Raw genomic sequence first — 26,323 nt, 5'->3', positions numbered from 1 at the left:
GCTCACCGCGCCGGGACGTTCATCGTCGCGAGGGCGAGATCCGTGGCGAATTCACCGGGGGAAGCCGCTTCCGCGAACAGGCGGCGTTGCCGGGTCGCGCCGGTCCCGTACTCGAAAAGGGAGTGCATCCCCTGCTCGACGTCGTCGAGGTCGCCGGCGGCACCGAGCGCGGGTGAGATGAAGCCGACGAGTTCGCCGAGAAGTTCGCGCTGATCGGCCTCCCGGCCGGTGAAGACGTCGATGCCCGGCCCGTCGAGGCCCCGGCGCGCGGCGGCCGTGAGTGCCGCGCCGATCCTGGCGCCACGGGCTCGCGGCAGGGTGGACGTCCCGGCGCAGGTCGTGACCAGTCCGCGCACCAGCGCCGCGAGCAGTACCGCGTCCTCGGCCGACAGGCAGACATCGGCGATTCGTACCTCCACCGTGGGATGACGAGGGGAAAGCCGGGCGTAGTAATACACACCGGCCGCGTCGAGGGCGTCACCCTGGCGTAGCGCCTCTTCGACATCGCGGTCGTACGCGGCCGCTCCGGTCCATTCTTCGGGTGGTTTCGCCGTCGGCCACCGATCCCAGATCGGGAAACGTCTGCTCGCCCATCCGGCATCAGCGCCGTTCACGATCGGGGAATTGGCGCTGAGCGCCAGCAACGGAGCGAGCCACGGCCGCAGGCCGGCGAGGACCCGCGCGCCGAGATCCCGCGACGGCAAGCCGACGTGCACATGGCAGGCGCAGGTCCCCGCGTCGTCGATCAGGTCGGGGAACGCCTGCGCCATCCGCCGGTACCGGGGTTCGGGCGTGATCGCGTCCGGCCGGAGTCCGCCGGGCGGAATCCCCGACGCCACCACCAGGCAGCCGTCGGCCTCCGCGGCCTTCGCGACGATCTGCCGTAACCGGGTCAATTCCGAGCGCACCTCGTCGAGGCCGCGGCAGATGCCGGTCGCGGTCTCGATCTGGAACCGCATGAGCTCCCCGGTGACGTCCGGCTCGGGGGCGAGGTGTTCGAGAAGATCGGGCGCGCGCAACGCGACCGAGCCGTCCAGCGGATCGAGGAGGACGAACTCTTCTTCCACACCAAGAGTGAAGTTCGTGCCGTAAACCGCCATGGTTCCCCATCTCTGGTGGTTTTCGCCGGTACCACTAAATCTCCCCCTCCCGGCGCGGTGAGGAAAGGGCCGGTGTGCTGAACTTCGTTGCGGCGAAAGTGTTTCGCGGCCTAACGGAAAGTCTTGATCAGCTTCGTCTACGCTGAGAGAATGGTCGACCTGTATCCACCCATCGAGCCCTACGACACGGGACTGCTCGAGGTAGGTGACGACAACGTCGTCTACTGGGAGACCTGCGGGAACCCGGACGGGAAGCCCGCTGTAATGCTACACGGCGGCCCCGGTCAGGGGTGTACGCCGGGAATGCGGCGGATGTTCGACCCCGCCCGCTACCGCGCGGTGCTGTTCGACCAACGCGGCTGCGGCCGTAGCACCCCGCACGCGAGCGACCCGTCGACCGACATGCGGCACAACACGACGGATCATCTCGTCGCCGACATGGAACGGCTGAGGGAACACCTGGGGATCGAACGCTGGCTCGTCACCGGAGGCTCATGGGGCACGACGCTCGCGCTCGTCTACGCCGAACGATTCCCGGAGCGGGTCACCGAGATCATCGTCAGCGCCGTCAGCACCACACGACGTTCCGAGATCGACTGGCTGTACCGCGGTGCCGGCCGGTTCTTCCCCGAAGCGTGGGCCCGTTTCCGCGGTGATCTCTCTGGTGACCTGGTCGCGGCCTACGCGCGGCTCATGGAAGACCCCGACCCGCACGTCCGAACCGAGGCCGCCCGTGCCTGGTGCGCCTGGGAGGACACGGTGCTGTCACTGGAACCCGGCACGACCGTCCACAATGGTCCGATCGGCGAGTGGGAACTGGCCTTCGCGCGCATTGTCACGCATTACTACTCCCACGAGGCCTGGCTGGAACCCGGCGCGGTGATCCGCGACGCCGGGTTGTTGCGAGACATTCCCGGTGTGCTGATTCACGGACGCCGGGATCTGAGCTGCCCGGTGGACACCGCTTGGGAACTCGCTCGTGCGTGGCCCGGTGCCGAGTTGCTGATCGATGACGGGTCGGGGCATCGGGGGAGCGACGTCAAACGGGCTTGGATGCTGGAGGCGTTGGCGCGGTTCGGTTCTCGGTGGCGGTGAGGCGCGTGGCCGGAGGGCCGTGGGGCCGCGTCGGGTGGTGTTGCGCTGTGTCGGGCCGTGTCGGGCTGTGTCGTGAAAGCCACTTTCGGGACATCGGACGTCCCCAAAGTGGCTTTCGCGACAAGCAGAGTCAACACACCAGAGAGATGTTTCGGTGCCTGCACGACACCCGGCGAACGGGGGAGCTCAGCCCGCAGGGAGACATCAAGTTTCGTCTATGTCCTGAGGTGCATGGTGTTGCGCCTCGGTTCGCCGGTGGGGTCGAGATAGGCGGGGGGAGTGAACTCCGGCAGTCCGTCTTGGGCGATTTGGACTTTCCATTCGCTGTGGTGGATCAACCGGTGATGCTTCGTGCAGAGGAGCACGAGATTGTCGATCTTCGTTTCGCCGTGGTGCCGCCAGAAAACGATGTGGTGCGCGGTGCAGCGGGGTACCGGCATGTCACAGCCCGGGAAGGCACAGCCGCCGTCGCGGATGGTCAACGCATACTTCTGGGCCAGCGACACCGTCCGTTTCGACCGCCCGATGTCCAACGGTTCGCCTGCGGTGCCCAGAACTCCGGGCCGAACGCGGGCGTCGCAGGCCAGGATCCGCGCGTCGGTAGCACTGATCGGCCCCACCAGATCCAAATGTGCCTCGCCGAGGTCGCTGATCAGGTCCTCATACGACATGGTGACGAGAATGTGGGTGGCCTCGCCCGCTTGGCCGGGAAGGTTCCGGCTCGTGGTCTTCAGCCGGACGTAGTCGGTGAAGGCGTCACCGTAGCGTTCGTCCTGGGTGCGGGAGTCCCGGACCCCGTCGATGGCCTTATGCGGTTTGGCCATCGGGTCGAGGTCGGACTTCAACCGCGCATACGTTTCGAGATCAAGTCTGGCTTTGAGGCCGAGGGTGCCGTCACGGTGCTTCACGAACCGCAACTCCGGCCGGGTGTCTTTCGGATCCTCGTTACGGGGTTCCTTCCCGTCGGGGTCGAGCTTGTCCAACAGCCGTCGCCCGGCACGGGCGATCTGCCGGGGCCCGGCGTGGCGGGCGAGGTCGACGAGGATCTTCTCACCGCCTCGCGCGTCTTCTTCCGAGACCGTGGAGGGGATCCGGGCGAGGGTGCGGATGATCGCGTCGATCTGCGCACCCCCGATCGCGCCCTCGGCGGCGGCTTCGGCGGTCAACGGAGCCAACGGCGGCTGGGGATCTCCGCCGATAGCAGGACCCGGATGCAGGGCCAGAACCCGGTCCGCACGGACCCCGGCTTCCTTGTCCGTGACCTGAAAGTCTTCAAAGATCAGCGCCGCCAACGTCGAATGACCGGAACACCCACGCACACCCCGGTTATTGATTTCCGCCAGGATCGCATTCTGCTCCGCATCCAATCGACGCTTCAGAACTTCGATTTCCTGCTTCCGGGCATGCAGCGTCGCCGTATCGGCACGCCACCACTCAGTGGGCACCGCCTGGGGACTGTTTTCGCTGGCCACGGCTCAATGATACCGAATGTCGAACACCTGTGCTAGTCCGATTAGTGTAACGACCGTAAGCGGGTCATTTCACTCGATAGGGAACAAGTGACCGTGAAGTGAATGCTCTGCGTACAGAAGCCGACTTTGTCAAATAGCGACAGCCCTTCCGTCACGAATTCCGGGCGTACACCGGGCTCACGCCGTCCCGGTATCTTGAAGTCCGGCGGCGGTGGCCAGGTGTTCGCCGCGGGCCTGATCGACGAGGTACGCCGCCGACCGCTCTGAGCTATCGCGATGAAGGCAACTCGACGTCCTCAGGCGTCTTGTCCGCCCGCAACCCGCGCCAGGTCGTATGCCGCAACCGCCCGTCCGGCGTCCAGTTCCGGTGCATGACCTCGCCGACGAGTTCCGGAGACACCCAGCGCACGCCCCTGGCGCGGTCGCGCGGGACCTCGGAGGCGAACGGCGGTTTCTTCTGTGCCAGCGGAGCGAGCCGGGTATGCAGGTCTTCGAGGACCTTTTCGCTGAACCCGGTTCCGACGTCGCCGATGTACCGCAGCTCGCCGGATTCGTCGTGCGCGCCGAGCAACAGGGCGCCGAGTGTGCCCGAGCGGCGCCCTTCGCCGGGGCGCCAGCCGCCGATCACGACCTCTTGGGTGAGCCACAGCGCCCGTTTGATCCATTGCCGCGACCGCTTGCCGGGGTGATAGCGGCTGTCGAGCTTCTTCGCGATCAGCCCTTCGAGTCCGTGCTGCCGGACGACCTCGAGGAGTTGTTCGGGCGCGATGTCGTCGTCGGTGTAGCCCGGTGGGATGACGACGCGGCCGCCGCCTCCCAACGACGTCAGGAGTTCACGACGGGCGGCGTAGGGCTCGTCGAGCAGGACGGTGCCGTCGATAAGCAGGACGTCGAAGGCGAAGAAGTGCACTGGGCTGCGCGCCAGCAGCGACGCGTCCGGGGTGCGCAGGTGCCGGGTCTGCAGCAGCGGGAAACTCGGCCGCCCCTGGTCGTCGAGGACGACGATCTCGCCGTCGAGTACGGCTTCGTGGCCGTCGAGGGCTTCGCCGGTCACGTCGGGATACGTCGCGGTGATGTCGAGGCCGCGACGGCTGGTCAGGCGCGTCTCACCGTCGCGGGCGACGCGCAGGCAGCAGCGGTAGCCGTCCCATTTGTATTCGTACCCCCACCCGCCGGTTGGCAGGTCGCCGTCGGTCGCCAGCATCGGGGCGAACGCGTCCGGAACGGTACTCATGCCTCACGGTACCCCGGAAACCCCGCCGGTGATCTATCGTCGAAGGGTGCCTGAGGAGCGGATAACGGTCGAGGTCGAGGGACGGCGGCTGGCGCTGTCCAATCTGGACAAGGTGCTCTACCCGGCGCACGGTTTCACCAAACGCGAGGTCCTCGACTACTACCGCCGCGTCGCCCCCGTCATGCTTCCGCATCTGCGCGACCGCGCCGCCACGTTCCGCCGGTTCCCGGACGGCGTCGACGGTGAACCGTTCTACGAGAAGAACGTTTCCCGGCACGCGCCCGATTGGGTGCGCACCGCGCGGCTGACCAACCGCAGCCGGCGGGGCGGGGAAGAGACGCTCGACTATCCGGTGGTCGGCGACCTCCCGACGCTGATGTGGGCGGCCAATCTCGCCGCGCTGGAGCTGCACGTTCCACAGTGGACGGTCGGGCCGCGCGGGGCGCGGAAATCACCCGATCTGCTGGTGTTCGATCTCGACCCCGGGCCGCCGGCGGACGTCGTCGACTGCTGCCGGGTCGCCGAGACACTCAGCGAACTGCTCACCGAAGACGGCCTGACCGTGTACGCGAAGACCAGTGGCAACAAGGGGATGCAGCTGTACTGCCCGGTCCGCACCCGGTCCGACGAACGGACCTCCGAGTACGCCAAGGCCGTCGCGGAAGAGCTCGCGCGCCGGTCACCGGAAACCGTGGTCGCCCGGATGGCCAAGGCGATCCGCCCCGGCCGCGTGTTCATCGACTGGAGCCAGAACAACACCGCCAAGACCACCATCGCGCCCTACTCCCTGCGCGGCCGCGCCATCCCGACCGCGTCGACCCCGGTGACCTGGGAGGAGGTCGAGGCCTGCCGAAAGGCCGCCGATCTGCTGTTCACCGCCGAGCAGGTGATCGAGCGCGTCGAGGAGATGGGTGACCTGTTCGGCGACATCGCCGAGCATCGCGCCGCCGTTCCCGCTCGGTGATGTTTAAGCCCCGGCGAACGGGAAACTCCGAGGTCAGAGGAGTGACCCCGAATGACCGAGAACAGCAAAGACCCCGAAGGCTTGTCATACCGCGCACTGGCCATGTTGCGTGCGGTGGCACAAGGCAGAGCCGAAATCACTGTCAGTCAGGAGCCGGATCTCTATGTCGACGGCTTGCCCTGCAGTGACCAGCTCACCGCCCATCGGCTCGCCCACGCCGGGCTGATCCGGACCGCCCGTGATGGAACACCGGGCGCCCGGGTGCCCGCGGAGTTGTCCGAAACCGCGCGAGATCTGGTGACGCCCTTGGCACCGGCGGCCTGACGAGCGATTCTCCCGGAAAAGACCCCGGAAAAGACCACTGTGGACTCCACCCCGTTCCGCATACGATCGGCGGAACGGGCGCGCGGGGGTGCGCGCCACCGTACGGGTACCTCCGGGGCCGGTGAGGATGTGGCGCTTGACCGGGTATCACACGCTGGCCGAGACCGAGAACGCCGTGCGGGCCAAGCTGGGCGGAATCCCCCTGTTGTGGGAGCGGATGGAAGCGGTGGCCAACCTCCACCGCGCCGCCACGGCGGTCCGGCTGCACTTCGAGAACTCGGTCCTGCGGACGGCGGGCCTCACCTGGACCGCGTTCGTAGTGCTCTGGGTCGTGTGGATCTTCGGCGAGAAGGAGACCCGGCACGTCGCCGCGGAATCCGGGATCACGAAGGGGACGCTGACCGGGGTCATGAAGACCCTGGAGGCACATGGTCTGGTCACCCGCCGTAAACACCCGGACGACGGACGACTGGTGCTGCTCGCGCTGACGCCGGAGGGTGAGCGGCTCATGCGGGAGCTCTTCCCGGAGTTCAACCAGGAGGAGGCGTTCGTCACCGAACGGCTCAGTCCCGCGGACTGTACCGAGCTGGCCGGTTCGCTGCGCGAGATCGTCAAGCAACTGGAGGAGAAGGGCGAGGAACGGCGCCGGACCGCGGTGACCCGGCGGAGCTGAGCCCTACCGAAGGCGGTTGCGGGAGCCCTGTCGCGACTTCTACGTTTTTTGGAGCCGAACGATCGAAGGGCGCCCCGATGGATTTCCGGTACTGGCTGGGTCAGGCGTTGACGTCGAACGAGGCGTGGGCGGAGACGTTCACTCCCGTGCGGCCACATCCCTCGCTGGAGATCCCCGACGGGCGGTTCGAGACCGCGTTCGAGGAGCTCACCGAGCGGCTGAAGGACAACTACCCGTTCTTCCACCCGTCCTACGCGGGCCAGATGCTCAAACCGCCGCATCCGGCCGCGGTGGTCGGCTACCTGACCGCGATGCTGGTCAACCCCAACAACCACGCGCTCGACGGCGGCCCGGCGACGGCCGAGATGGAACGCGAGGTCGTCCGTCAGCTGGCCACGATGTTCGGCTATACGGAGCATCTGGGGCATCTGACCACCAGCGGCACGGTGGCGAACCTCGAAGCGCTGTTCGTGGCCAGGGAATCGCATCCGGGCAAGGGGATCGCCTACAGCGCCGAGGCGCACTACACGCACGGCCGGATGTGCGGGGTGCTCGGCGTCGAGGGCCACACGGTCCCCGTCGACGCCCGCGGCGCGATGGATCTCGACGCGCTCGAAGACCTGCTGCGCACCGGGAAGATCGGCACCGTGGTGCTCACCGCCGGCACGACGGCGCTCGGCGCGGTGGAACCGGTCCACGAGGCGCTGGCGCTGCGGGAGCGGTACGGCGTCCGCGTGCACGTCGACGCCGCCTACGGTGGGTTCTTCCGTCTTCTGTCCGGTTTGGACGGTCCGGAAGGACTGCCGGAGGCCCCGTGGCTCGCCATCGCCGAGGCCGACTCGATCGTCATCGATCCGCACAAGCACGGTCTCCAGCCCTACGGCTGCGGCGCCGTGCTGTTCAAAGATCCCCAGGCGGGGCGGTTCTACCTGCACGATTCGCCGTACACCTACTTCACCTCCGAAGACCTGCACCTCGGCGAGATCAGCTTGGAGTGCTCCCGTGCGGGCGCGGCCGCCGCCGCGTTGTGGCTCACCTTCCGGGTGCTGCCGCCCACTCCCGACGGGCTGGGCCGGGTGCTCGCCGCCGGCCGCCGCGCGGCGTTGCGGTGGGCGAAACTGCTGGAGGACTCCGAGCGGTTCGACCTGTACCAGCAGCCGGAACTCGACATCGTCGCGTACTTCCCGCGTACGGAACCGCTTTCCCTGTCGAAGATCGACGCGGAGAGCACGCGGATCCTGCGCGACGGCATGGCCGCGGCGAAGGATCCGGTGTACCTCAGCACCCTGCGGGTGAGCGACCGGCAGTTCGGCCTGCGTCACACCGGAGCCGAGGTGGACGCCGACGCCGCGAGGATCCTGCGTAGCGTGCTGATGAAGCCCGAAAGCGAGGACCACGTCGACCGGCTCCACGAGCGGCTGGAAGAGTTGTCCCGCGGTTGAGCGCCGCGTACCGCCGCAGACGAATGGATCCACCATGCCCGCACCAGGTCCCGCCGAATCCGTGACCGCAGCGGAAACCCGGTCATTGGGCACCGGCTTCCGGCGGCGGCACGTCACCATGCTGGCCATCAGCGGCGCGATCGGCGCCGGCCTGTTCGTCGGCACCGGCGCGGGGATCAAGACCGCGGGCCCCGGCATCCTGCTGTCCTATGTGGTCGCCGGGCTGCTGATGGTGCTCGTCATGCGGATGCTGGGCGAGATGGCGGCCGCCGAGCCGAGCAGCGGTTCGTTCTCGGTGTACGCGGAGAAGGCGCTCGGGCGCTGGGCGGGGTTCACCGTCGGGTGGCTGTACTGGTCGCTGCTGGTGGTCGTGGTGGCCGCCGAAGCCACCGCGGCGGCGGGGATCGCGAACGGGCTCCTGCCGGTGATTCCACAGTGGACCTGGGTGCTGGCGTTCATGGCCGTGCTCACCGTGGTGAACCTGTTCGCCGTGCGCTCGTTCGGGGAGTTCGAGTTCTGGTTCGGCGCGATCAAGGTGACCGCGGTGGTGGCCTTCCTCGTGCTCGGCACGCTGGCGGTGTTCGGGATCCTGCCGGGGACGTCACCGGTCGGCCTGAGCAACCTCACCGGGCACGGCGGATTCCTGCCCAACGGCCTGCAAGGAGTGCTGACCGGGCTGCTCGCGGTCGCGTTCTCCTTCGGCGGCATGGAACTGGTCACCATCGCCGCGGCGGAATCCGACGACCCGGCGGATTCGATCCGCCGCACCACGCGGACGGTGATCGTCCGGCTGCTGCTGTTCTACGTCGGTTCGGTCGCGCTGATGGTGCTGTTGCTGCCGTGGGAGTCCGCTTCGGCCAACACCAGCCCGTTCGTGACGGTCCTGGAGCAGGTCGGGGTCCCCTCGGCGGCACTCCTGATGAGCTTCGTCGTGCTGACGTCGCTGCTCTCGGCGCTGAACGCGAACCTCTACGGCGCTTCGCGGATGGTCTTCTCGTTGGCCTCGCGGGGTGAGGCGCCGCGCGCGATGCTGCGGCTCTCCGGCGCCGGGGTGCCGCGGACGGCGGTGCTGGCGTCGGTCACCTTCGGTTTCGTGGCCGTCCTGCTGAACTTCCTCGCGCCGGACCGCGTACTGCCGTTCCTGCTGAACGCCATCGGCGCGAACATCCTGCTGGTGTGGATCTTCGTCGCCGTCTCCCAGCTGCGGCTGCGGAAGGCGGCGGAACGCGACGGCACGGCCGCGGATCTGCCGGTGCGGATGTGGGGCTTCCCGTGGCTCAGCTGGGTCGCGCTGCTCGCGATGGCCGGCGTCCTGATCCTCATGTGGACCGACGCCGACGCGCGTACACAGCTGTTCACCAGCGGCGCGGTCGCCGTGCTGATCGTGGTGATCAGCCTGCTCAGGCGACGTCCGCGACGCTGAACAGCTCGCGCTCCACGCGGCTGAGCGCCAGCCTGACCGCGCCGAGTGCCACCGAGTCGTCGCCGAGTGTCGACGTCTCGACGCGCACCGGGAACAGGCACAGCCTGGCCAGTTCGGCCCGCAGCGGCGTCGTCAGCAGGTCACCGCTCCGCGCGAGCCCGCCGCCGATCACCACCAGCTGCGGGTCGACGGTGAGCACGGTGGCGGCGACCAGCTCGGCGAACCTGTCCGGGGACGCGTACTGGCCGGGTTGCCACACGGCACCGATCTCGCCCGCCACGCCGTTGTGCCCCAGGTGCAGTTTCCCGCCGAGCAGCAGGCCCAGGGACACGGTGCGGCCGGCCCGCACGTAGACGACATCGTCGACGCCGTGCGCGGCTCCTCGCCAGTGCTCGGCCAGTGTCGCGAGCTTGGTGTCGTTGGCGGCCAGCACCGGGCAGGCGCCGCCGAACTCCGCGGGCAGATCGAGGCCGGTCCAGCCGGGAAGGCGTTCGCCGCGGACGACCTTGCCGCCGGACACCACCCCGGTGGTGCCGACGCCGAGCACGCGCATGGTCGAGCGGCCATCGAGGGCGGCAGCGAGTACCCGGTGCGCCACCTCGAGGCGGTCGGCCGCGGCCATCTCCGGCGTCAGGCCGGTCCCCGCCCGGCCGACGACGTCGCCACGAAGGTCGGCGACCAGGCACAACGCCTTGTGCGGGCCGATCTCGAGTCCGGCGACGTGCCCGGCCTCCGGACGGAAGCGGTACCGCTTGGCCGGTCTGCCCACCGGCCTCGGCGCGTCGGGGGAGAGGGGGACCTCCTCGACCAGGCCCTGTTCACCGAGGTCGGTGGCGATCTCCTCGACCGTCGGGCGGGAGACCTCGCTCGCCTTGACCAGTTCGGCGAGGGTGAGTTCTTCGGCCGCGTACAGCGCCCGCAGGACCGCTATGGCGTTGAGCCGCCGCAGCAGTGACGGATCCCCGCCCGACAGTTTGGCCATGCGGCTCCCTAGACGGTGACACGCTGGTCGTACCGGGCGCGCGCGGCGGCGATCTCGCTCTGGTGGTCCTCGGTCCAGGTGACCAGTGACTGGATGGTCTGGAGCAGGGTCATGCCCAGCGGTGTCAGCGCGTAGTCCACGCGGGGCGGCACGACCGGGTAGACGGTCCGGTTCACCAGCCCGTCGCGTTCGAGGTGACGCAGCGTGGTGGTGAGCATGCGCTGGCTGATGCCGTCGATCTTGTACTTCAGCTCGGTGAACCGGAGGGTGTTCCGGTCGAGCAGGGCGATGACCAGGAGTGACCATTTGTCCGCCACCCGGTCCAGGATCTGCCGGACCTCGCAGTCCTCGCGCGTGTCCCACTGGAAGGCCTCGTAGTCGGCCTCGGTGAGTTCACAACGACTAGGTGAGTTCAAAGTGCCTTCTTCCATGGTCATCGATGGTGACGGAAGATCCCCTTGGTTACAAGAGGGAACCGACCGGCTGATGGGTAACCGTCGGACCTCGCGCACTGAGGGAGAACCGATCTTGACCACGACCACAACGCCGCCACGCGCGTCCGAGAAGATGAGCGGGCGGGCCTGGGGTGTGCTTCTCGTGCTCTGCGGCGCCATCTTCCTGGAGGGCATCGACGTCGCCATGCTGAACGTGGCGTTGCCGTCCATCCGGGCCGAACTCGGCCTGTCGACCGCCACGCTGAGCGGCGTGGTGAGCGCCTACGTGCTCGGCTACGGCGGCTTCATGCTGCTGGGCGGGCGCGCCGCCGATCTGTACGGCCGCCGCCGCATGTTCCTCACCTGGCTGGTGGTGTTCCTCGTCTTTTCCGGGCTCGGCGGGTTCGCCACCGAAGGCTGGACGTTGCTGCTCGCGCGATTCGTCACCGGCGTCGCCGCGGCCTTCATGACCCCGGCGGGCCTGTCGATCATCACCACGAGCTTCGAGGAGGGCCCGAAGCGCGACAAGGCCTTGCTGTTCTATGCCGGCACGGCCGCGGGTGGCTTCACCCTCGGTCTGGTCATCGGCGGGCTGTTGACCAGGATCGACTGGCGCTGGGTGTTCTTCACACCGGTGCTCCTGTCCGCCGTCGTCCTGCTCGCAGCGCTCTGCCTCATCAAGGAACCCGTCGCGCGGGAACGCACCGTCCGGCGTGCGGACTTCGCCGGAGCGGTCACCGTCACCGCGGCGATGTTGCTGATCGCGTACGCGGTGGTCCGGCTGGAGCACCCCGGACAGGGCTGGGGCTGGACCGTCGCGTCCTTCGCCGGGGGAGTGGCCGCGCTGGCGGCCTTCGTGGCCATCGAACGCCGCTCGCCCGCGCCACTGGTGCGGCTGGGGATCCTGAAATCGGGACCGCTGGTGCGGGCCAACGCCAGTGCGTTGCTCTTCGCGGGTTCGTTCTTCGGATTCCAGTTCCTCGTCACCCTGTACCTGCAGGAACTTCGAGGCTGGTCCACGCTCGAGACGAGCTTGGCGCTACTGGCCGTCGGGGTCGACGCCGTCCTCGCACCGACGTTGACGCCGCGCCTGGTGGCGAAGTTCGGCAACACGAGGGTGATCTTCGGCGGTCTCGTGCTCGCCGCCGTGGCGTACGCGCTCTTCCTGCCGCTGGGCCTGGATTGGACGTACGCGGCGATGTTCCCGTCGATGATCATCCTGGGGCTCGGGTTCGCGCTCGCCTACGGACCACTCACCATCGTCGCCACCGAGGGGATCGCCGAAGACGAGCAGGGACTGGCGGGTGGCCTGCTGTACACGGCCTTCCAGTTCGGTGCGGCGCTCGGACTCTCCGCGGTGACCGCCGTCAACGTCGCCGCCCTCGGTGACGGGTCGCGAGAGGCCGCGCTCGGCGGCTTCCGCGCGGCGCTGATCGTGCCGCTGGTCATGGCCGTCCTCGCGGCGATCATCACCGCGTCCGGGCGTCGGCGCGGTTCGGCGAACCCGGGGACGGATACGCTGGCCGCGAAGATCATGGACGCCGGTGTGCCGAGAAATGGATGATCCACATCGAGTACCTCATCGCCGGGCCGATGTACCAGGGCGCGCTCGTGCTCGTCCCGCTGGCGCTGAGTTTCCTGCACACTTCGCGAGGCATCCGGCTCACCGTGCTCATCCTGGGTGGCGAGGAATGATCGTGTCGCGGGTGATCGACTCGACCTTTTCCTGCGCCTTCTTGGCGTCGGTGACCCAGAGCTTGTAGAAGTCGAACGGGCAGTCCGCCACGCCCTTGTCGCCTTCGTCCGCGTCTTGGACGCCGGTGTAGCCACGGTGCAGCAGCTTGAAGATGTGGTTCTGCGACTGGTCGTAGGCGCGCGCGTCCCGGATCGCCGAGACGGACAATTGCGCGTACTGGATCCCGTATTCCTCCTCGCCGGTCTCGCCGAGCGTGCGGCCATCGAAGCCGATGATCGCGGAATGGCCGAAATACGAGTACACGCCATCGAAACCGGCGGCGTTCGCCACGGCCACGTAACAGTTGTTGGCCCACGCCATCGCCTTGGCCATGAGGACCTGCTGCTCCTTGGCCGGATACATGTAACCCTGGCAGCGCACGATCAGTTCGGCGCCCTTCATCGCGCAGTCCCGCCAGATCTCCGGATAGTTCCCGTCGTCGCAGATGATCAGCGAGATCTTCAACCCCTTGGGGCCGTCGCTGACGTAGGTCTCGTCACCGGGATACCAGCCCTCGATCGGGCACCACGGCAGGATCTTGCGGTATTTCTGGACGATCTCGCCTCGGTCGTCGATGAGCACGAGAGTGTTGTACGGCGGCTTGTGCGGGTGGTCCTCATGCCGCTCGCCAGTGATGGAGAAGACACCCCAGGTCTGGGCTTCCCGGCACGCGGCGGCGAAGATTTCGGTCTCCTCGCCGGGAATCGTCGCGGCGGTCTCGTACATCTCCTTCGGGTCGTACATGATGCCCTGCGTCGAGTACTCGGGGAACACCACGAGGTCCATGCCGGGAAGCCCGGACTTCATGCCCACCACCATTTCGGCGATCTTGCGGGCGTTGGCGAGGACCTCGGCCCTGGTGTGCAGCCGCGGCATCTTGTAGTTGACCACCGCGACGCCGACCGTGTCCGGGCTGGCGGAAATGTCACCGTGTCGCATGAAGACTCCTTGTCTCCGAACGGCTTTTCAGGACGTCGAAGCCACTGTCAATGCCATCTGGAATAGTTTCATCTGAAAGTATGTGGTGTGCCGGGACGAGTCAAGGGCCGGATTTCAGAGCCGGGTGAGGACTTCGAAGTCGTAGCCGTCGGCGACCGCGAGGTGGACGTGCTGGTCGGCCTGCTGTCCATGGAACTCGACCGTGCCGCGCGGCCCGTGGTAGGCGACGCCGTCGATCGCCGCGTTGAGTGCGGGCAGGTCGGACGTACCCGCCCGGCGGACGAGTTCCGCCAGCGTGTACAGCCCCTCGTAACAGGATTCGGCGGCGTTGTTGAGGGCGGGGGCGCCGAGACCGTTGCGGTCGACGTAGCGGCCGAGCAGGTCCATCGCGTCGGCGGTGACCATGGAGCGGAAATAGGCGGCGGAGACGTAGAGGTCGCCGGTGGCGTTCGCGCCGCTCGCGAGGAGCATGTTCTCCTCCATCAGCGGGCTGAAGCGGATCAGGCGGTCGCTGAGCCCGCGCGCGGCGAAGGCCCGGTTGAACCGCACCGCGTCCTGCCCGACCAGCAACATGAGCACACCGTCGCTTGTGGACTGTTCCACCGAACGGACCACTGTGGACATATCGCCCGTGCCGAGCCCGACGAACGCCTCGCCCGTGATATGCAGGTCGAGATCCTTGGCGTACTGCCGGATCGCCCGCATCGACCGCCGCGGCCAGACGTAGTCGTCGCCGACGACGAACCAGCGCCGGACGCCGAGGTGATCGCGCAGCCAGCGCAGCGCCGGTTCGATCTGGCACCGCGGCGTCTCGCCGGTGCAGAAGATGCCCGACCGGCGCTCGCCGCCTTCGTAGAGCGAGGTGTAGACGTACGGCACCCTGTCGGCCACGACCGGCGCGAGCGCGTGCCGGATCGACGAGATGTGCCAGCCGCTCACCGCGTCGACCTGGCCGCTGTCGATGAGCCGACGCAGGTCGTCGGCCACCTGTCCCGGACTGCCGCCGCCGTCGACCACCTCGGCCTCGACCTGTCTGCCGAGAATGCCGCCGGATTCGTTGAGTTCGTGGACGGCCAGGTCGGTGATCGCCTCGCAGGACGGGCCGAACAGCCCGGCGGGCCCCCGCAACGGGATCACCATGGCCACGCGCCAGGTGTCGTCGCGGGTCCGCGTGGCGAGGCGTGGGGGCATGGCGCTCCGTGCGGTGGCCCGGTAAGGTCAAATTGCTTTCACCTGGAAGTATTGCCAGGGTGTCCGGTTTTGGCAAGGGGACGGGATATGGGGCCACGCGGCGTCGCGACCACAGGACTGTCGCTCACCGGCTCGCTCACCCGCGCCGCGCGCGCCGTCGCCACCATGGTGGAGCGGGTGCTCGCCAAAGAAGGTCTCACCCTGGACCAATGGCTGGTGCTGGACGCGCTGAGCGGTAAGGGCGGCCTGGCCATGGCCGACCTCGCCGACCGGACGCTGACCACCGGCCCGACCCTGACCAGGGTGGTCGACAAACTGGTGACCACGGCGCAGGCCTATCGCGAGGTCGACGCCGCAGACCGGCGCCGCGTGCTTGTCCACCTCAGCGCCCGCGGCCGGGCGACGCACCGGCGGTTGGCGGTGAAGGTGAGTGAGGTCGAAGCCGGTCTCGACGTGACCGACGAGGTACTGGCGGCGCTCCGGAGTCTCGGCGCCTGAAGGGTCAGGATCGTGCTGGACCCTGCGGCGGGTAGACCATCGGCTGGACCGGTGGTTTCGCCTTCGCCTGCGCGACGATGCCGAGAACGCCGGTGACGACGAGCGCGACGAACACGAACAGGGTGGCCACCACGTACACCACGCGGAAGCTGAGAGCGTCCGAGAGCAGCCCGCCGAGGAACGGCGCGATCAGCAAGGCGAGGACACCGAGGCCCGCCGCCGTCGCCGTCGCGGCGCCCCGTTTGGCGGGGAGCCGTCGGATCAGTGCGGCGGTCACCCCGATGACCGCGCCCGCGCCGAGTCCGGTGAGCACCCGCCCGACCAGGAGCATTCCGCTGCCCGAAACGAAGGCGACCGCCAACACACCGAGGAGCATCGAACAAATCGCGACCACGGACACCGCCGTCGGGAAACGTCCCCCGAGCAGCAGTCCGGCCGGGAAGGCGATCGCGGCCGCGACCAAGTACGCGACGAGACCGATCAGCAACAGCGACTGGCTGGTCATGGCCAGCTCGACCTGCAAGGCCGATCGGCCATCGAAGCGGTAGATCACGGTGAGCAGGAACAGGCCGATGAGCGCGGCGAACCCGGGTCCGATGACCAGCCACCAGGGAGGCCCGGCGGGCGTGCGCGGATCGTGCTGCGTCGACGCGTACATGCGCACAACCTATAGCGCCCGGTGGGGCGGATCGACCATTTCGCGGGAAGACGTGCCGACTTCTCGGCGGTCCTCGTCAGAGTTCCTCCATGACTCCCCGGTCGAACCAGTCGTCGTCCTCGTCGCGCCGTTCGGCAGGCCGCGATTCCCGCGGCGGCTCGGACGCGGCACGCAGTTCCGCCTCGGCGGCTTCGATGTCCATGCTTGCCAGCTCGTCGACCTCGCGACGCACCGCCTCTTGGGCATACGCGTGCAATTCCTGGAGCTCGGCCGGCGGGATCTTGTCGAGCAGCCGCCGGAAGGCGGGACCTTGCTCGGCGAGTTCGTCGGCGACGGGCCGGTGCGACAGGAGTTCGCGTGGTTGCCTGGTGCCTGCCAGGACGTCCTTGGCGAAATCGGCACCGGCCCCCGTTCCGGACGCGGCCAGCAGTCGCATCATGTTGTACCGGGCGGTCGGCCAGTTGGGGCTGTCCGCGGGATCGAAGAGGGTCATGCCCGGACCTCCTGTCCGCAATCCGCGTGTGGGTGGTCGTAGGTGAAGGGCCAGCTGGGGAGTTCGACGTTGCGCGCGGTGGCCCCGGTCGCCTCGCCGATGGCCCGGCCGAGTTCCAATTGGTGCGCCAGCGCCAGGATGGCGCTGACGTAGGCGCGAAGGGCGCCGGTCTGGTCTATGGCGGACATGACGAGGGCGATGATCTGCTTGGTTTCGCCGTCGACCAAGACTTTCCACAGGTTTTTGCCATCGGCGATGATGCCGATGATCTCGAGAATGAACTCGACGTTTTTCTTGCCGGCCCTCGCGGCCGCCGCCGAGCCTCTGGTGTAGATCAGCAGCAGGATGTCGATCAGGGCGCCCAGGCCGTGCTTGAGGTCCTGCATCAGGTGGTACGCCGCTTTGGCCAGGCCCTCGATGGCGTCGCCCGCCGCACCGCAGTATCCGGACAGGTCCAGGCATGCCGTGCGGTACTTGTCGAGCCAATCCATGGCGGCGTCGGCCGCGCGGCCGGTCCATTGGTCCTGAATGCCGTAATGACCCTGGTGGATGTTGGCGGCGATGTCGGCGAACCCGGATTCAGCGTCGCGGAACAGGACCGCCCGCTCTTGCAACGCTTTCCAATCGCCGATCACGGCGCGGGAGGCCAGGTGGAAGATGTCCACGCCCGTGAGGTCCTTGATGAACCCGGCCACGTCACCCAAGGTGCCGCCGAGATTGACGATCTCTTCGGCCGCTTCCTCAGCTCTGACCGGCCACCAGGCCGGATCGGTGATCTTCGCCGGGTCCGGACCCGGATAGTCCACAGGCGCCACTTCCCGGAACGTTCCCGCGGTGGCCGGATCGCGGACCTCGTCCCGGCCGACGCGTTCGACCCCGAGCTCCTGGAGCTGCCGGTCGAGTTCTCCCGCCTTGGCCCGGTCGGTGTCGCGGTACCAGACGGCCGCGCAATGGAGTGCGTCACCGGCGGAGACACCCCAGTTGAACGCCATACCGAGGTGATTTCTCGTGTTGTCCCGCCAGTCGTCCAGCTTTGGCCAGATCAGCGCGAGCAGTCCCTCGCCGTCGTCGCCGCGCACGATGGTGTTGCGGAACGCCTGCTGGAAGTCGCCTGCCCCATCCCCCTGCTTGCGTACGAGGCCGGCGAGCCCCTCCACCGCTTCCGGCCGTACGAAGAACCCCGCTCCGCCTGGCGCCATCGGTCCACCCCCCCTTGTTCCCGGACGTTCGCCGGCCGGGTCGATGTGGCACTTGAAGGTAGGATGTCACATACGCCGGATCGGTTCCATGGGTCGCGGCAGGCCTCGAAGGCAGCCGTTCCCCGAGGTAACGAAGATGTCTCGAACAGGATTTGTCCGGGCACTGTGAGGTCCGCTCGGACTTGAGGGACCGGGCCCAGGCCGACGACAGCTCGGCGAAAAGTTCCGATCCGGCCATGCCGTAAGTGCTCGACATGGCCGGATCGTCGGCAAGCAATCTCTTGCTGCGCAAGCGACGTACACGCTGACCTCACCAGGGTTTCCCCTGGTAGTGCCCCCGGCAGGACTTGAACCTGCGACCTAGAGATTAGAAGGCTCTTGCTCTATCCAGCTGAGCTACGAGGGCCAACGTCGGCGACGTTGGGGTGTCGCCCAGCATCGGCAGCTTAGCCGTCGCCAACCTGTCGATCGTTCGACACCGCCAGATCGTTTCAGGTCGAGCCCACCGTTTTTTGGAACGCCCGTGAGCGCGTCGCGACGCGGGGTGACGCGCTCACGGGCCGGGGCCGCTTCGGGGGAGCGGCCCCTGGGTTCGCGCAGGTCGCGAGTCGACTCCGTGGCGAGCGACGCGCGCGAACCGCCGGGGTGGTCAGTCCCAGATCTTGAGGGCGCGGATCACGAACGGTCCTTGGGGTACGTAGGTGCCGCCACCCGGATAGGTGATGAAATCTCCTTCGGTCGTGCACTCTTCGCTCTGGTAAATCGTCACGTCCCGGCTCAGCCGGTTGACGAACGAATGCCCGGCGAAGTCTTCGGGCAGCGGAATGCATTCCTCGGGATTGGCGGTGCGCAGGTCGAATTTGTGTACCGTGCCGCCGAACGATTCTTCGCCCCATACGCAGAACTCGCCCTTCTGGCAGGCGGGTTCGGGCGGCGCGGTGGTGGCACTCGCGACTCCGGTACTGGTCAGCAAGCCGAACACGGCCAGCAGGAGCACGTGCGGGAGGCGGGCGCGCAGGTTCGTCAAACGTCGTGTCATGGCTGGGTTCTCCCCCGTGAATCGGCGGCTCGATCGCCGTCGTGAATGTGTGATTCCACGATGACCCGGCGGAAAGGCTTTGTCTGCCCGCATTTCTACTTCTGTGGATAAGTAGTCGTGCGCCGCTCGATCGGGGTGAGTTGTCCACAGATCGCCGAAGCGCGTTGTGCGGACCGGCGACGCGTGTTAAATGCGCGCGGTCGAGCCGCGGACGACCAGTTCGACGGGAAGTTGCGCCGGCGCGGGCGCCTTGTCGCCGCGAAGCAGGCCGAGGACCAGTTCCCCGGCGATCCGTCCCTTGGCCGAGAGGTCTTGCCGGACCGTCGTCAGCGGAGGTTCGGACCACCGGGCCGGTGGGACGTCGTCGAATCCGACGACCGAGAGATCGGCGGGTACGGACAGGCCCAGATGTCCCGCCGCCGAGATCGCGGCCAGCGCGAGCTGGTCGGACATGCACAGCAGCGCCGTCGGACGCGGGGTCCGGTCGAGCAGGCCCAAGGCGCTCGGGACGGCGCCCTCGACGGAGATCCCGGACGCCTCCCAGATCGGCACGTCCGCCGCCGGGATACCGGCCTCGGCCAGCGTGTCCAGGTAGCCGGCCAGCCGCTCTCGCGTGTCGTGGAAGCGCGTGTCCGCGGCGTGTTCCGGGGTCATCTCGCCACCGCGCGGCGAGGACAGGCATTGCGCCGAGAAGATCCCGATCCGCCGATGCCCGAGTTCGAGCAGATGCCGGGCCGCCGCGGCCGCGCCCGCCCTGTCCTCCACGCCGATCCTCGCCGCCCCGCGGACGTGCGGCTGGTCGATCACCACCAGCGGCATCCTGCGGTCGCGGACCGCGTCCAGTGCCGGTGCGCCGTCCGCCAGGGAACACGCCACCGCGATGTCGGCCTGCGCGGTCAAGACGCGTTCCGCGCGCGGGCCGCCGCTCTCGCCGTCTCCCGGCAGCAGGAGGAGGGCGTGCCCTCCGGGGTCGACGACGGAGGCGAGCGCGTCGAGGGTGACGGAGAGGGCGGGGTCCGAGAACGCGAGCGAGAGGTTCGTGTCCAGCATGACCGCGATCGCGCCGGTGCGGCTGGTGGCGAGGCTGCGCGCGGTCGGGTTCGGCCCCGCGTACCCGATCTTCTTGGCCGCGCGCAGCACCTCGCCGCGCAGCTGGGCGGACAGCTGATCGGGCCGGTTGTACGCGTTGGAAACGGTCGCCCGCGACACCCCGACGGCCTCGGCGACATCGTCCAACGTCGGCCTTCGCCGTCGCGTGCTGGTCACGGCCGCAGTCTAGACCCGAGCGGGACAGGTGGACTTTCTGAAGCGCTTAAGTCATTCTGGGAAAACAGGAATCGGAAGGAGACTGGGGTCTATGCGTGATCGTACTGCCGTTTTCACCGTGTTCGCGCTCAACGGGGTCGCGCTCGGCTCCTGGGCGACGCGGACGCCGGCGCTGTCGGAAAGAGTGAGTGCCTCGCCGGGTGTTCTGGGGCTGGCGCTCCTGGGGGCCAGCGTCGGGATGTTGATCGCGGCGTCGGTGTCGGGGCGGCTGATCGAGCGGTACGGCGCGCGGGCGGTGGTGGCGGGCAGTGCGATCATCGCCTGTGCCTCGCTGCCGATGATCGGCTTCTCGACGTCGGTGCCCCTGCTGGCCGGGGCGCTGTTCGTGCTCGGGGTGAGCAACGGCGCGCTGGATGTCGCGATGAACGTCGCGGGTGTCGAGGTGGAGCGTCGTTCCGGGCGCGCCATCATGCAGACCCTGCACGCCGGGTTCAGTTTCGGCGCGCTCGCGGGTTCGGTCGCCGCAGGCCTCGCCGCGTCGCATCAGTGGTCGCCGGGCAGGCATCTCACCGTCGCCGCCGTGGTCGCGCTGATCGTGCTCGCCTTCATCATCGCGGCAGTGCCCGGCGCGCGACCCGTGCACACCGAACCCGTCGAGAAACCGCGGACACCGCCCGTCAAACGTCCCGTGCTCTGGCTGCTCGCCGCCATCGCGCTGTTCTCGGCGATCGCGGAAGGCGCGAGTTCGGACTGGTCCGCGCTGCTGATGACGTCCGTGCACGGCGTCGGCGAGGGCGCCGCGGCCTTCGCTTACGCCGGGTTCGCTTTGGCCATGGCGCTCGCCCGGCTCGTGGGCGGCCGGCTCCAGAACCGTTTCGGCGCGACCCGCGCGCTGGCCGCGGGCGCCGGGCTCGCCGCGGTGGGACTCGTGCTCGCCGCGCTGGCGCCGTCACCGGTGTTCGGATTCGTCGGCTTCGTGCTGGCGGGTGCCGGACTGGCCGCGGCCTTCCCGATCGCGTTGAGCCTCGCGGGTGCGGCGGGCAAACGCGCCGACGGCACCGGAGGGGAGCGGGAACTGGCGTTCGTCACCGCGATCGCCTACACCGGCTTCCTCGCCGGGCCGCCTCTGATCGGCGGAATCGCGCAGGTGACGTCGCTCTGGGTGTCGTTCCTGTTCGTCGGCTTGACCGCCGCTCTGATCGTCCCGTCCGCGTTGGCCGCCGCCAGGGCGCGGAAACGGGAGGAGGTTTCCGAACCCGTCGCCCGTTGACATCCTCGCCGCGCCGCGGGCAAGCTGATTGCTCGTAAACTGAAATGAATGCGACTCGCTCGCTGTTTCAGGGTGGCTGATCCGGGGAGGAGCGGCGTGAGGATGCTGATGCTCGGAGGCGGAATCCCGCCGCGGCTGGCGCGGACCACCTTGCCCCGGCTCGTGCTGGTCCCGGTGGTGTTCCGGCTGGCGATGCTCGCGCAGGCGCTGTGGGCGGCGGGTGACGGCGGCTCTTCGGTGCTGTGGGCGGTCGCGGCGCTGCACCTGGTGCCGAACGTCGCCGAGGCCGCCTGGGTCTTCCGCCGGTCCGCCCGCGATCCGGCGGGTACCCGGCTGGTCCCCGCGGCCGACGCCGCATCCGCACTGGTACTCACTCTGGGGGCCGCGCTGATCGGCTCGGACCCCGCGATCATGTCGATCGTCTGGACCCAGCTGATGGGCACGGTGATGATCTGGACCCTGCTGCGCGGCGCGCTCGCGGGTGCGCTGGTCACCGGGGGCGCGATCGTGCTGCATTCGACCGTGTACCCAGGCTCCCCGGTCGCTCTCTTCCTCACCCTCGGAACGGCACTGGTGGCGTCACTCGCGATCGTCGGCCTGGTCGGCGCTTCGATGCGATTCGCGCTCGGCTTCGGAGAGCAGCAGGGTAGGGCGGCGGAACGTGAACGGCACCGCCGCGACGTCCACGACACCGTCCTGCAGGTGATGGAATCGTTCGCGATCCCCGCGCCCGCCGACGAACTCGATCCGGCGGCCAGCCTCGACCGGGTCCGCCGCACCGCCCGCGCACAGGCGATGCGCATCCGGATCAGCCTCGAACACGAACAGACGGGTCCGCTCGGGTTGCATCAGCGGCTCCGGCTGCTCGCCGCCGAGATGGCCGCGGAGGGGCTGCGGGCCGAGATCGTCATCCAGGACGACTGTGGTCCGGACCTCTCGGAGGAGGCGGCCGTGGCCCTGCACGACGCGACGCGGGAGGCGCTGCGCAACACCCTCAAGCACTCCGGGACCAGACGGGCCGTCGTCAGCGTCGAGGAGATCGACGGCGGCGTTTCCTTGACCGTGCGCGATCACGGCGCCGGTTTCGACGTGGGCGACCAGCGGCGCGGATTCGGCCTGGAGAACTCGATCATCGCGCGGATGGCGGAGATCGGCGGTTTCGCCCGCATCGAGTCCAGCCCCGGGCTGGGGACGAGGGTGGTGCTGCTCGCACCCTCAGTGCTGAGTCTCCCTGTCGGGTGAGTCCCGCCACTGACGGAAGGGGCGATCCAGCGTCCACTTGTCGCCGTCGCGCTCGAGGACGCGGTATTCGCAGGTCGTCGGATTGGACAGCGACTCGAACAGTTCGATGCTCCAGCCGAAGAGCCGCCGGCACAGCAACCGGATGGTCAGGCCGTGTGAGACGACCAGCACGGTCCTGGGGTGATCTTCGCCGCAAGCCGCCAGTTCGCTGAGGAACGCCGCCACCCGGTCGTCGACGTCCGCCCCGGATTCACCGAACGGGAGCCGGTAGAAGAAGTGCCCGAACTCGTGACGGCGTTGCTTCTGTACCTCCTGCTCCAGCGGATCCTGGAGGTTGCCCCAGTCCTGTTCCCGCAGCCTTGGCTCCGGCACGATCCGCTCGTAGTTGCCGATGTCCAATAGCCGCAACGTTTCCCGCGTCCGCAGATACGGGCTGACGTACACGGCCGGCCGCTCCCCGTCGAAGAGTGCCTTGATCTCCGGCCCTGCCCGCCGTGCCTGCTCACGGCCTGCCTCGGTGAGGGGGAGGGCGTGGTCGGGGATCCGGGTGTAGGCGAGCTCGTCGACGTTGCCGAGCGACTCGGCGTGCCTCAGCAGGATGATCCGCACGCCGCCATCTTGCCCCTTGCGCACCCGGCATACCCTCGTGACGTGCCTTCAGACCCCGAGACGAAACCGGCCCCATCCGCGCGGAAGGCCGGTGTCCTGCCGCTGGTGTCGATCGGGGCGCTTCTCGCCGCGGTGGTGGCCGTCGGACTGGTCGCGCTGACCGGTGGCGCCGGTTACGTCATCGCGGGCCTGCCGGATCCGGGCCTGGTGACGCGCTACGGCATCACCGTCGTCAGGGTGCTGGCCGAGGCGTCCTCGGTGCTGTGCGTCGGTTCGCTGCTGCTCGCCGCGTTCCTCGTCCCGCCGCAGAAGACCGGCACGCTCGCGGCGGACGGCTACTCGGCCATCCGCGTCGCGGGCGCCGCCGCGTGGGTCTGGTTCTTCGCCGCCGCCGCGTCGATCTTCTTCTCCGCCGCGGACGGCGCTGGCCGCCCGTTCACCGAGGTGCTCTCGCCGCAGGTCCTCGTCGACCTCGTGGACGCCATCGAGCAGCCCAAGGCCTGGCTGTTCACCGCGTTGATCGCGCTGCTGGTCGCACTCGGCTGCCGTCTCGCGCTGACCTGGGGCTGGACGACGGTGGTCTTCTTCCTGTCCGTCGGCGGGCTGATCCCGGTCGCGGTCACCGGGCATTCCGCGAGCGGCGGCTCGCACGACATGGCGACCAACAGCCTGCTCTACCACCTCGTCGCCGCCGCGCTGTGGGTCGGCGGCCTGGTGGCGTTGCTCGCGCTCGGCTGGCGCCGCGGCGAGAACCTCACCCTCGCCGCGACGCGGTTTTCCAAGCTGGCGCTGGTCTGCTGGATCGTGATGGCGGTCTCCGGCATCGTCAACGCGCTGGTGCGGATCAGGATCGCCGACCTGTTCTCCACCGACTACGGCCTGCTCGTGCTCGCGAAGATCGTCGCGCTGCTGCTGCTCGGCGTCTTCGGGCACCAGCAACGGCAAAAGGGCGTCGCCGGGCTGGTGAACGGCGCCGGTGGCGGGCAGCTGCTGCGGCTCGCCGCGGTCGAGGTGCTGATCATGTTCATCACGATCGGCATCGCCACCGGTCTCGCGAAGACCCCGCCGCCGCAGGAATCGTTCACCCAGCCGTCCACGACGGAACTGCTGATCGGCTACGACCTTTCCGGTCCGCCGACCGTCTTCCGGCTGCTCACGGACTGGCGGTTCGACCTCGTTTACGGCACCCTCGCGCTCGTTCTCGCCGGGCTGTACCTCGCCGGCGTCCGTCGGCTGCGGCGCCGCGGCGACACCTGGGCCACCGGCCGGATCGTCGCGTGGCTCGCGGGCTGTTTCGTGCTGCTGATCGCGACGTCGTCCGGCATCGGGCGGTACGCGCCCGCGATGTTCAGCGTCCACATGGGCAACCACATGCTGCTGTCCATGGTGGCGCCGGTGCTGTTCGTCCTCGGCGGACCCGTGACGCTCGCGCTGCGCGCGCTGCCCGCGGCGGGCAAGGACGCCCCGCCCGGACCGCGCGAATGGCTGCTCGCCTTCGTGCACTCACCGATCTCACGGTTTCTGACGCATCCGATCGTGGCACTGCTGTTGTTCGTCGGTTCCTTCTACGGCCTGTACTTCTCGGGTCTGTTCGACGCCGCGCTGAACTACCACTGGGCGCATCTGGCGATGAACGCGCACTTCCTGCTCGCCGGATACGTCTTCTACTGGCCGGTGATCGGCGTCGACCCGGCGCCGCGCCGGATCCCGCATCTGGGACGGCTGGGGATGATGTTCGCCGCCATGCCGTTCCACGCGTTCTTCGGTATCGCGCTGATGAGCATGCAGACCGTGCTCGGCCAGGACTTCTACCGGTCGCTGAAGCTGCCGTGGGTCACCGACCTGCTGACCGACCAGCGGCTCGGCGGCGGGATCGCGTGGGCGTCCGGTGAACTGCCGGTGCTGCTGGTGCTGGTCGCGCTGCTGGTGCAGTGGGCGCGGCAGGACGAGCGGGAGGCCCGGCGCCGGGATCGCCGCGAGGACGCCTCGGGTGACGAGGACCTGAACGCCTACAACGCGATGCTGAAGAAACTGGCGGATCAGGGCCGGGGTCCGGGTTCCGGCTCTTAGGTGCGGCAGGTGCCGGGTCGTGAAGGACTCCTTGAGGGACTCAGAGTCCCTCAAAGTTCCCCTCATCCGCCCAGGAAGGCCGTCACGAGCCTCACCACCACCGCCACCCGCAATGGCGGCGCGTTACCACATCTCCGCCTGCCTTCCCGGTTTTCGGTCCGAGTTGTCCACAGGAAGCCCACATCGCCCGCAGTTGTCCACAGATCCCGTTCGCGCCCGTTTTCACCCCTTGAACCGAGGCAGGCTGTGGTCAAGGGAAACACCGGGAGCGGCCCGGATCGAGGCGAAAGGCGGATGTGATGGCGATGGGCGAGACCTGGGTGACCATGATCGGCAACCTGACCAGTGAACCGGTCCACCATCCGGAGCGGGTGCACGGGCACGACGTCGTGTCGTTCGGTTTGCGGAGTGTCGAACGCCGGTACGACAAGGAAAGAGGGGAGTGGGGCGATGGGCGGCAGCTCGCGGTCAGGGTCACCTGCTGGCGAAAGCTGGCGATGGCGGCTTTCTCGTGCCTCAGCAAGGGTGATCCGGTGATCGTGGCCGGGCGGCTGCGGGGCGCCGAGACCGCGGAGGAGATCCCGGCGCCTCTCGGTCTACCTGAGCTTGAGGCCTTCTCCATCGGCCCCAACCTCGCGCGTTGTTCGGCCGAGATCCGGCGGACCGGGCGTGACCGGCCCAGGGCGATCCCGATGCCGTCGCCGCCTCCGGGGAATCCCATGGTCACCGCACTGGAAGAGGCACCTGTGGGATGAGGGGTCCGATGCTCACTCAGAGCCTGTGGGCGGAGCTGCAACGTGCCTCGCGAACGCGATATAACACGTGAACCCGCCCCGGCCGAAGGCCCCGCTATCGCGGTGGCAGGGCGCCTGTCTCGCCAACGTGAGAGGTATGACCAGGTCGCGCCCTGTCGACGCGATCGCGGACGCGGGTTCACCAACAGACAATCAGTGATATCGGACTGACTGTGG

General features: G+C 68.4%; 26 protein-coding genes and 1 tRNA gene. 13 read left to right on the top strand and 14 right to left on the bottom strand.

Going from position 1 to position 26,323, the window contains the following annotated elements; all coding sequences use genetic code 11:
• Positions 1–2: 2 nt before the first annotated feature.
• The gene (locus ACZ7KI_RS15775) at positions 3–1,100 is read right to left on the bottom strand and encodes a carboxylate-amine ligase (protein WP_470273827.1); all 1,098 of its coding nucleotides are present in this window, start codon (positions 1,098–1,100) and stop codon (positions 3–5) included.
• A gap of 150 nt (positions 1,101–1,250) precedes the next feature.
• Here ACZ7KI_RS15775 and pip point away from each other — a divergent pair, with 150 nt between their 5' ends.
• Positions 1,251–2,195 (top strand): prolyl aminopeptidase, encoded by a 945-nt coding sequence (pip, locus tag ACZ7KI_RS15770; protein ID WP_470273826.1) that lies wholly within the window; start codon positions 1,251–1,253, stop codon positions 2,193–2,195.
• 215 nt (positions 2,196–2,410) lie between these two features.
• Here pip and ACZ7KI_RS15765 read toward each other — a convergent pair whose 3' ends face one another.
• Positions 2,411–3,667, bottom strand: a complete 1,257-nt coding sequence (locus ACZ7KI_RS15765) for an HNH endonuclease signature motif containing protein (RefSeq protein ID WP_470273825.1) — start codon at positions 3,665–3,667, stop codon at positions 2,411–2,413.
• Between the two features lie 268 nt (positions 3,668–3,935).
• A complete protein-coding gene (gene ligD, locus ACZ7KI_RS15760; RefSeq protein ID WP_470273824.1) occupies positions 3,936–4,901 on the bottom strand; it encodes a non-homologous end-joining DNA ligase in 966 nt (321 codons plus the stop codon).
• A gap of 46 nt (positions 4,902–4,947) precedes the next feature.
• On the opposite strand from ligD (ACZ7KI_RS15760), the gene ligD (ACZ7KI_RS15755) reads away from it, so the two are divergent.
• The 5 genes from ligD (ACZ7KI_RS15755) to ACZ7KI_RS15735 all read left to right on the top strand — a co-directional run bounded on the left by ligD (ACZ7KI_RS15755) (position 4,948) and on the right by ACZ7KI_RS15735 (position 9,727).
• Positions 4,948–5,865: a non-homologous end-joining DNA ligase gene (gene ligD, locus ACZ7KI_RS15755; protein WP_470273823.1), complete on the top strand. Its 918-nt coding sequence runs from the start codon at positions 4,948–4,950 to the stop codon at positions 5,863–5,865.
• Between the two features lie 51 nt (positions 5,866–5,916).
• A complete protein-coding gene (locus ACZ7KI_RS15750; protein ID WP_470273822.1) occupies positions 5,917–6,189 on the top strand; it encodes a hypothetical protein in 273 nt (90 codons plus the stop codon).
• Positions 6,190–6,316: 127 nt separating this feature from the next.
• Entirely contained in the window at positions 6,317–6,862 is a 546-nt protein-coding gene (locus ACZ7KI_RS15745) for a MarR family winged helix-turn-helix transcriptional regulator (RefSeq protein WP_470273873.1), read from the top strand.
• Positions 6,863–6,939: 77 nt separating this feature from the next.
• Positions 6,940–8,304, top strand: a complete 1,365-nt coding sequence (locus tag ACZ7KI_RS15740; RefSeq protein ID WP_470273821.1) for a pyridoxal phosphate-dependent decarboxylase family protein — start codon at positions 6,940–6,942, stop codon at positions 8,302–8,304.
• A 34-nt stretch (positions 8,305–8,338) separates the two neighbouring features.
• The gene (locus tag ACZ7KI_RS15735) at positions 8,339–9,727 is read left to right on the top strand and encodes an amino acid permease (protein WP_470273820.1); all 1,389 of its coding nucleotides are present in this window, start codon (positions 8,339–8,341) and stop codon (positions 9,725–9,727) included.
• Here the strand turns inward: ACZ7KI_RS15735 and ACZ7KI_RS15730 are convergent.
• Positions 9,705–10,709, bottom strand: a complete 1,005-nt coding sequence (locus ACZ7KI_RS15730) for an ROK family transcriptional regulator (RefSeq protein ID WP_470273819.1) — start codon at positions 10,707–10,709, stop codon at positions 9,705–9,707. The genes ACZ7KI_RS15735 and ACZ7KI_RS15730 overlap by 23 nt on opposite strands.
• 8 nt (positions 10,710–10,717) lie before the next feature.
• A complete protein-coding gene (locus ACZ7KI_RS15725) occupies positions 10,718–11,146 on the bottom strand; it encodes a winged helix-turn-helix transcriptional regulator (protein WP_470273818.1) in 429 nt (142 codons plus the stop codon).
• A 91-nt stretch (positions 11,147–11,237) separates the two neighbouring features.
• Between ACZ7KI_RS15725 and ACZ7KI_RS15720 the strand changes: the two genes are divergently transcribed.
• Together ACZ7KI_RS15720 and ACZ7KI_RS15715 are read left to right on the top strand one after the other, a co-directional pair.
• Positions 11,238–12,707 carry an MFS transporter gene (locus ACZ7KI_RS15720; RefSeq protein WP_470273817.1) on the top strand — a complete coding sequence of 490 codons (1,470 nt, stop codon included), beginning with the start codon at positions 11,238–11,240 and terminating at the stop codon, positions 12,705–12,707.
• The gene (locus tag ACZ7KI_RS15715) at positions 12,704–12,838 is read left to right on the top strand and encodes a hypothetical protein (RefSeq protein ID WP_470273816.1); all 135 of its coding nucleotides are present in this window, start codon (positions 12,704–12,706) and stop codon (positions 12,836–12,838) included. Before ACZ7KI_RS15720 ends, ACZ7KI_RS15715 begins: the two co-directional genes overlap by 4 nt.
• On the opposite strand, the gene ACZ7KI_RS15710 is transcribed toward ACZ7KI_RS15715, so the two are convergent.
• The gene (locus tag ACZ7KI_RS15710) at positions 12,816–13,817 is read right to left on the bottom strand and encodes an aliphatic amidase (RefSeq protein WP_470273815.1); all 1,002 of its coding nucleotides are present in this window, start codon (positions 13,815–13,817) and stop codon (positions 12,816–12,818) included. The genes ACZ7KI_RS15715 and ACZ7KI_RS15710 overlap by 23 nt on opposite strands.
• Before the next feature lie 114 nt (positions 13,818–13,931).
• Positions 13,932–15,008, bottom strand: coding sequence for a substrate-binding domain-containing protein (locus tag ACZ7KI_RS15705; protein ID WP_470273814.1), 1,077 nt, complete (start codon positions 15,006–15,008; stop codon positions 13,932–13,934).
• An 87-nt stretch (positions 15,009–15,095) separates the two neighbouring features.
• Between ACZ7KI_RS15705 and ACZ7KI_RS15700 the strand changes: the two genes are divergently transcribed.
• Positions 15,096–15,506, top strand: coding sequence for a MarR family transcriptional regulator (locus ACZ7KI_RS15700; RefSeq protein ID WP_470273813.1), 411 nt, complete (start codon positions 15,096–15,098; stop codon positions 15,504–15,506).
• 4 nt (positions 15,507–15,510) lie between these two features.
• On the opposite strand, the gene ACZ7KI_RS15695 is transcribed toward ACZ7KI_RS15700, so the two are convergent.
• The 6 genes from ACZ7KI_RS15695 to ACZ7KI_RS15670 form a co-directional block, all read right to left on the bottom strand.
• Positions 15,511–16,164, bottom strand: a complete 654-nt coding sequence (locus ACZ7KI_RS15695; RefSeq protein ID WP_470273812.1) for an MFS transporter — start codon at positions 16,162–16,164, stop codon at positions 15,511–15,513.
• 76 nt (positions 16,165–16,240) lie between these two features.
• The gene (locus tag ACZ7KI_RS15690) at positions 16,241–16,657 is read right to left on the bottom strand and encodes a hypothetical protein (RefSeq protein WP_470273811.1); all 417 of its coding nucleotides are present in this window, start codon (positions 16,655–16,657) and stop codon (positions 16,241–16,243) included.
• Positions 16,654–17,856, bottom strand: coding sequence for a hypothetical protein (locus ACZ7KI_RS15685; protein WP_470273810.1), 1,203 nt, complete (start codon positions 17,854–17,856; stop codon positions 16,654–16,656). The genes ACZ7KI_RS15690 and ACZ7KI_RS15685 overlap by 4 nt, the downstream gene beginning before the upstream one ends.
• Before the next feature lie 332 nt (positions 17,857–18,188).
• Positions 18,189–18,262: transfer RNA gene (locus ACZ7KI_RS15680), tRNA-Arg, on the bottom strand.
• A 243-nt stretch (positions 18,263–18,505) separates the two neighbouring features.
• The gene (locus tag ACZ7KI_RS15675) at positions 18,506–18,895 is read right to left on the bottom strand and encodes a peptidase inhibitor family I36 protein (RefSeq protein WP_470273809.1); all 390 of its coding nucleotides are present in this window, start codon (positions 18,893–18,895) and stop codon (positions 18,506–18,508) included.
• 186 nt (positions 18,896–19,081) lie between these two features.
• Positions 19,082–20,131, bottom strand: coding sequence for a LacI family DNA-binding transcriptional regulator (locus tag ACZ7KI_RS15670; protein ID WP_470273872.1), 1,050 nt, complete (start codon positions 20,129–20,131; stop codon positions 19,082–19,084).
• Positions 20,132–20,252: 121 nt separating this feature from the next.
• Here ACZ7KI_RS15670 and ACZ7KI_RS15665 point away from each other — a divergent pair, with 121 nt between their 5' ends.
• Positions 20,253–21,431, top strand: a complete 1,179-nt coding sequence (locus tag ACZ7KI_RS15665; RefSeq protein ID WP_470273808.1) for an MFS transporter — start codon at positions 20,253–20,255, stop codon at positions 21,429–21,431.
• Positions 21,432–21,533: 102 nt separating this feature from the next.
• Positions 21,534–22,673, top strand: coding sequence for a sensor histidine kinase (locus ACZ7KI_RS15660; protein ID WP_470273807.1), 1,140 nt, complete (start codon positions 21,534–21,536; stop codon positions 22,671–22,673).
• Here the strand turns inward: ACZ7KI_RS15660 and ACZ7KI_RS15655 are convergent.
• Entirely contained in the window at positions 22,647–23,282 is a 636-nt protein-coding gene (locus ACZ7KI_RS15655; RefSeq protein WP_470273871.1) for a histidine phosphatase family protein, read from the bottom strand. The genes ACZ7KI_RS15660 and ACZ7KI_RS15655 overlap by 27 nt on opposite strands.
• 42 nt (positions 23,283–23,324) lie before the next feature.
• Between ACZ7KI_RS15655 and ACZ7KI_RS15650 the strand changes: the two genes are divergently transcribed.
• Positions 23,325–25,352, top strand: coding sequence for a bifunctional copper resistance protein CopD/cytochrome c oxidase assembly protein (locus ACZ7KI_RS15650; RefSeq protein ID WP_470273806.1), 2,028 nt, complete (start codon positions 23,325–23,327; stop codon positions 25,350–25,352).
• 299 nt (positions 25,353–25,651) lie between these two features.
• Entirely contained in the window at positions 25,652–26,107 is a 456-nt protein-coding gene (locus tag ACZ7KI_RS15645; protein WP_470273805.1) for a single-stranded DNA-binding protein, read from the top strand.
• The last annotated feature ends 216 nt before the right edge of the window (positions 26,108–26,323 follow it).

The organism is Amycolatopsis sp. NPDC039088, assembly GCF_055598845.1.
Note: the sequence above shows the minus strand (reverse complement) of the source record. Positions and strands in the feature narration are given on the sequence as shown.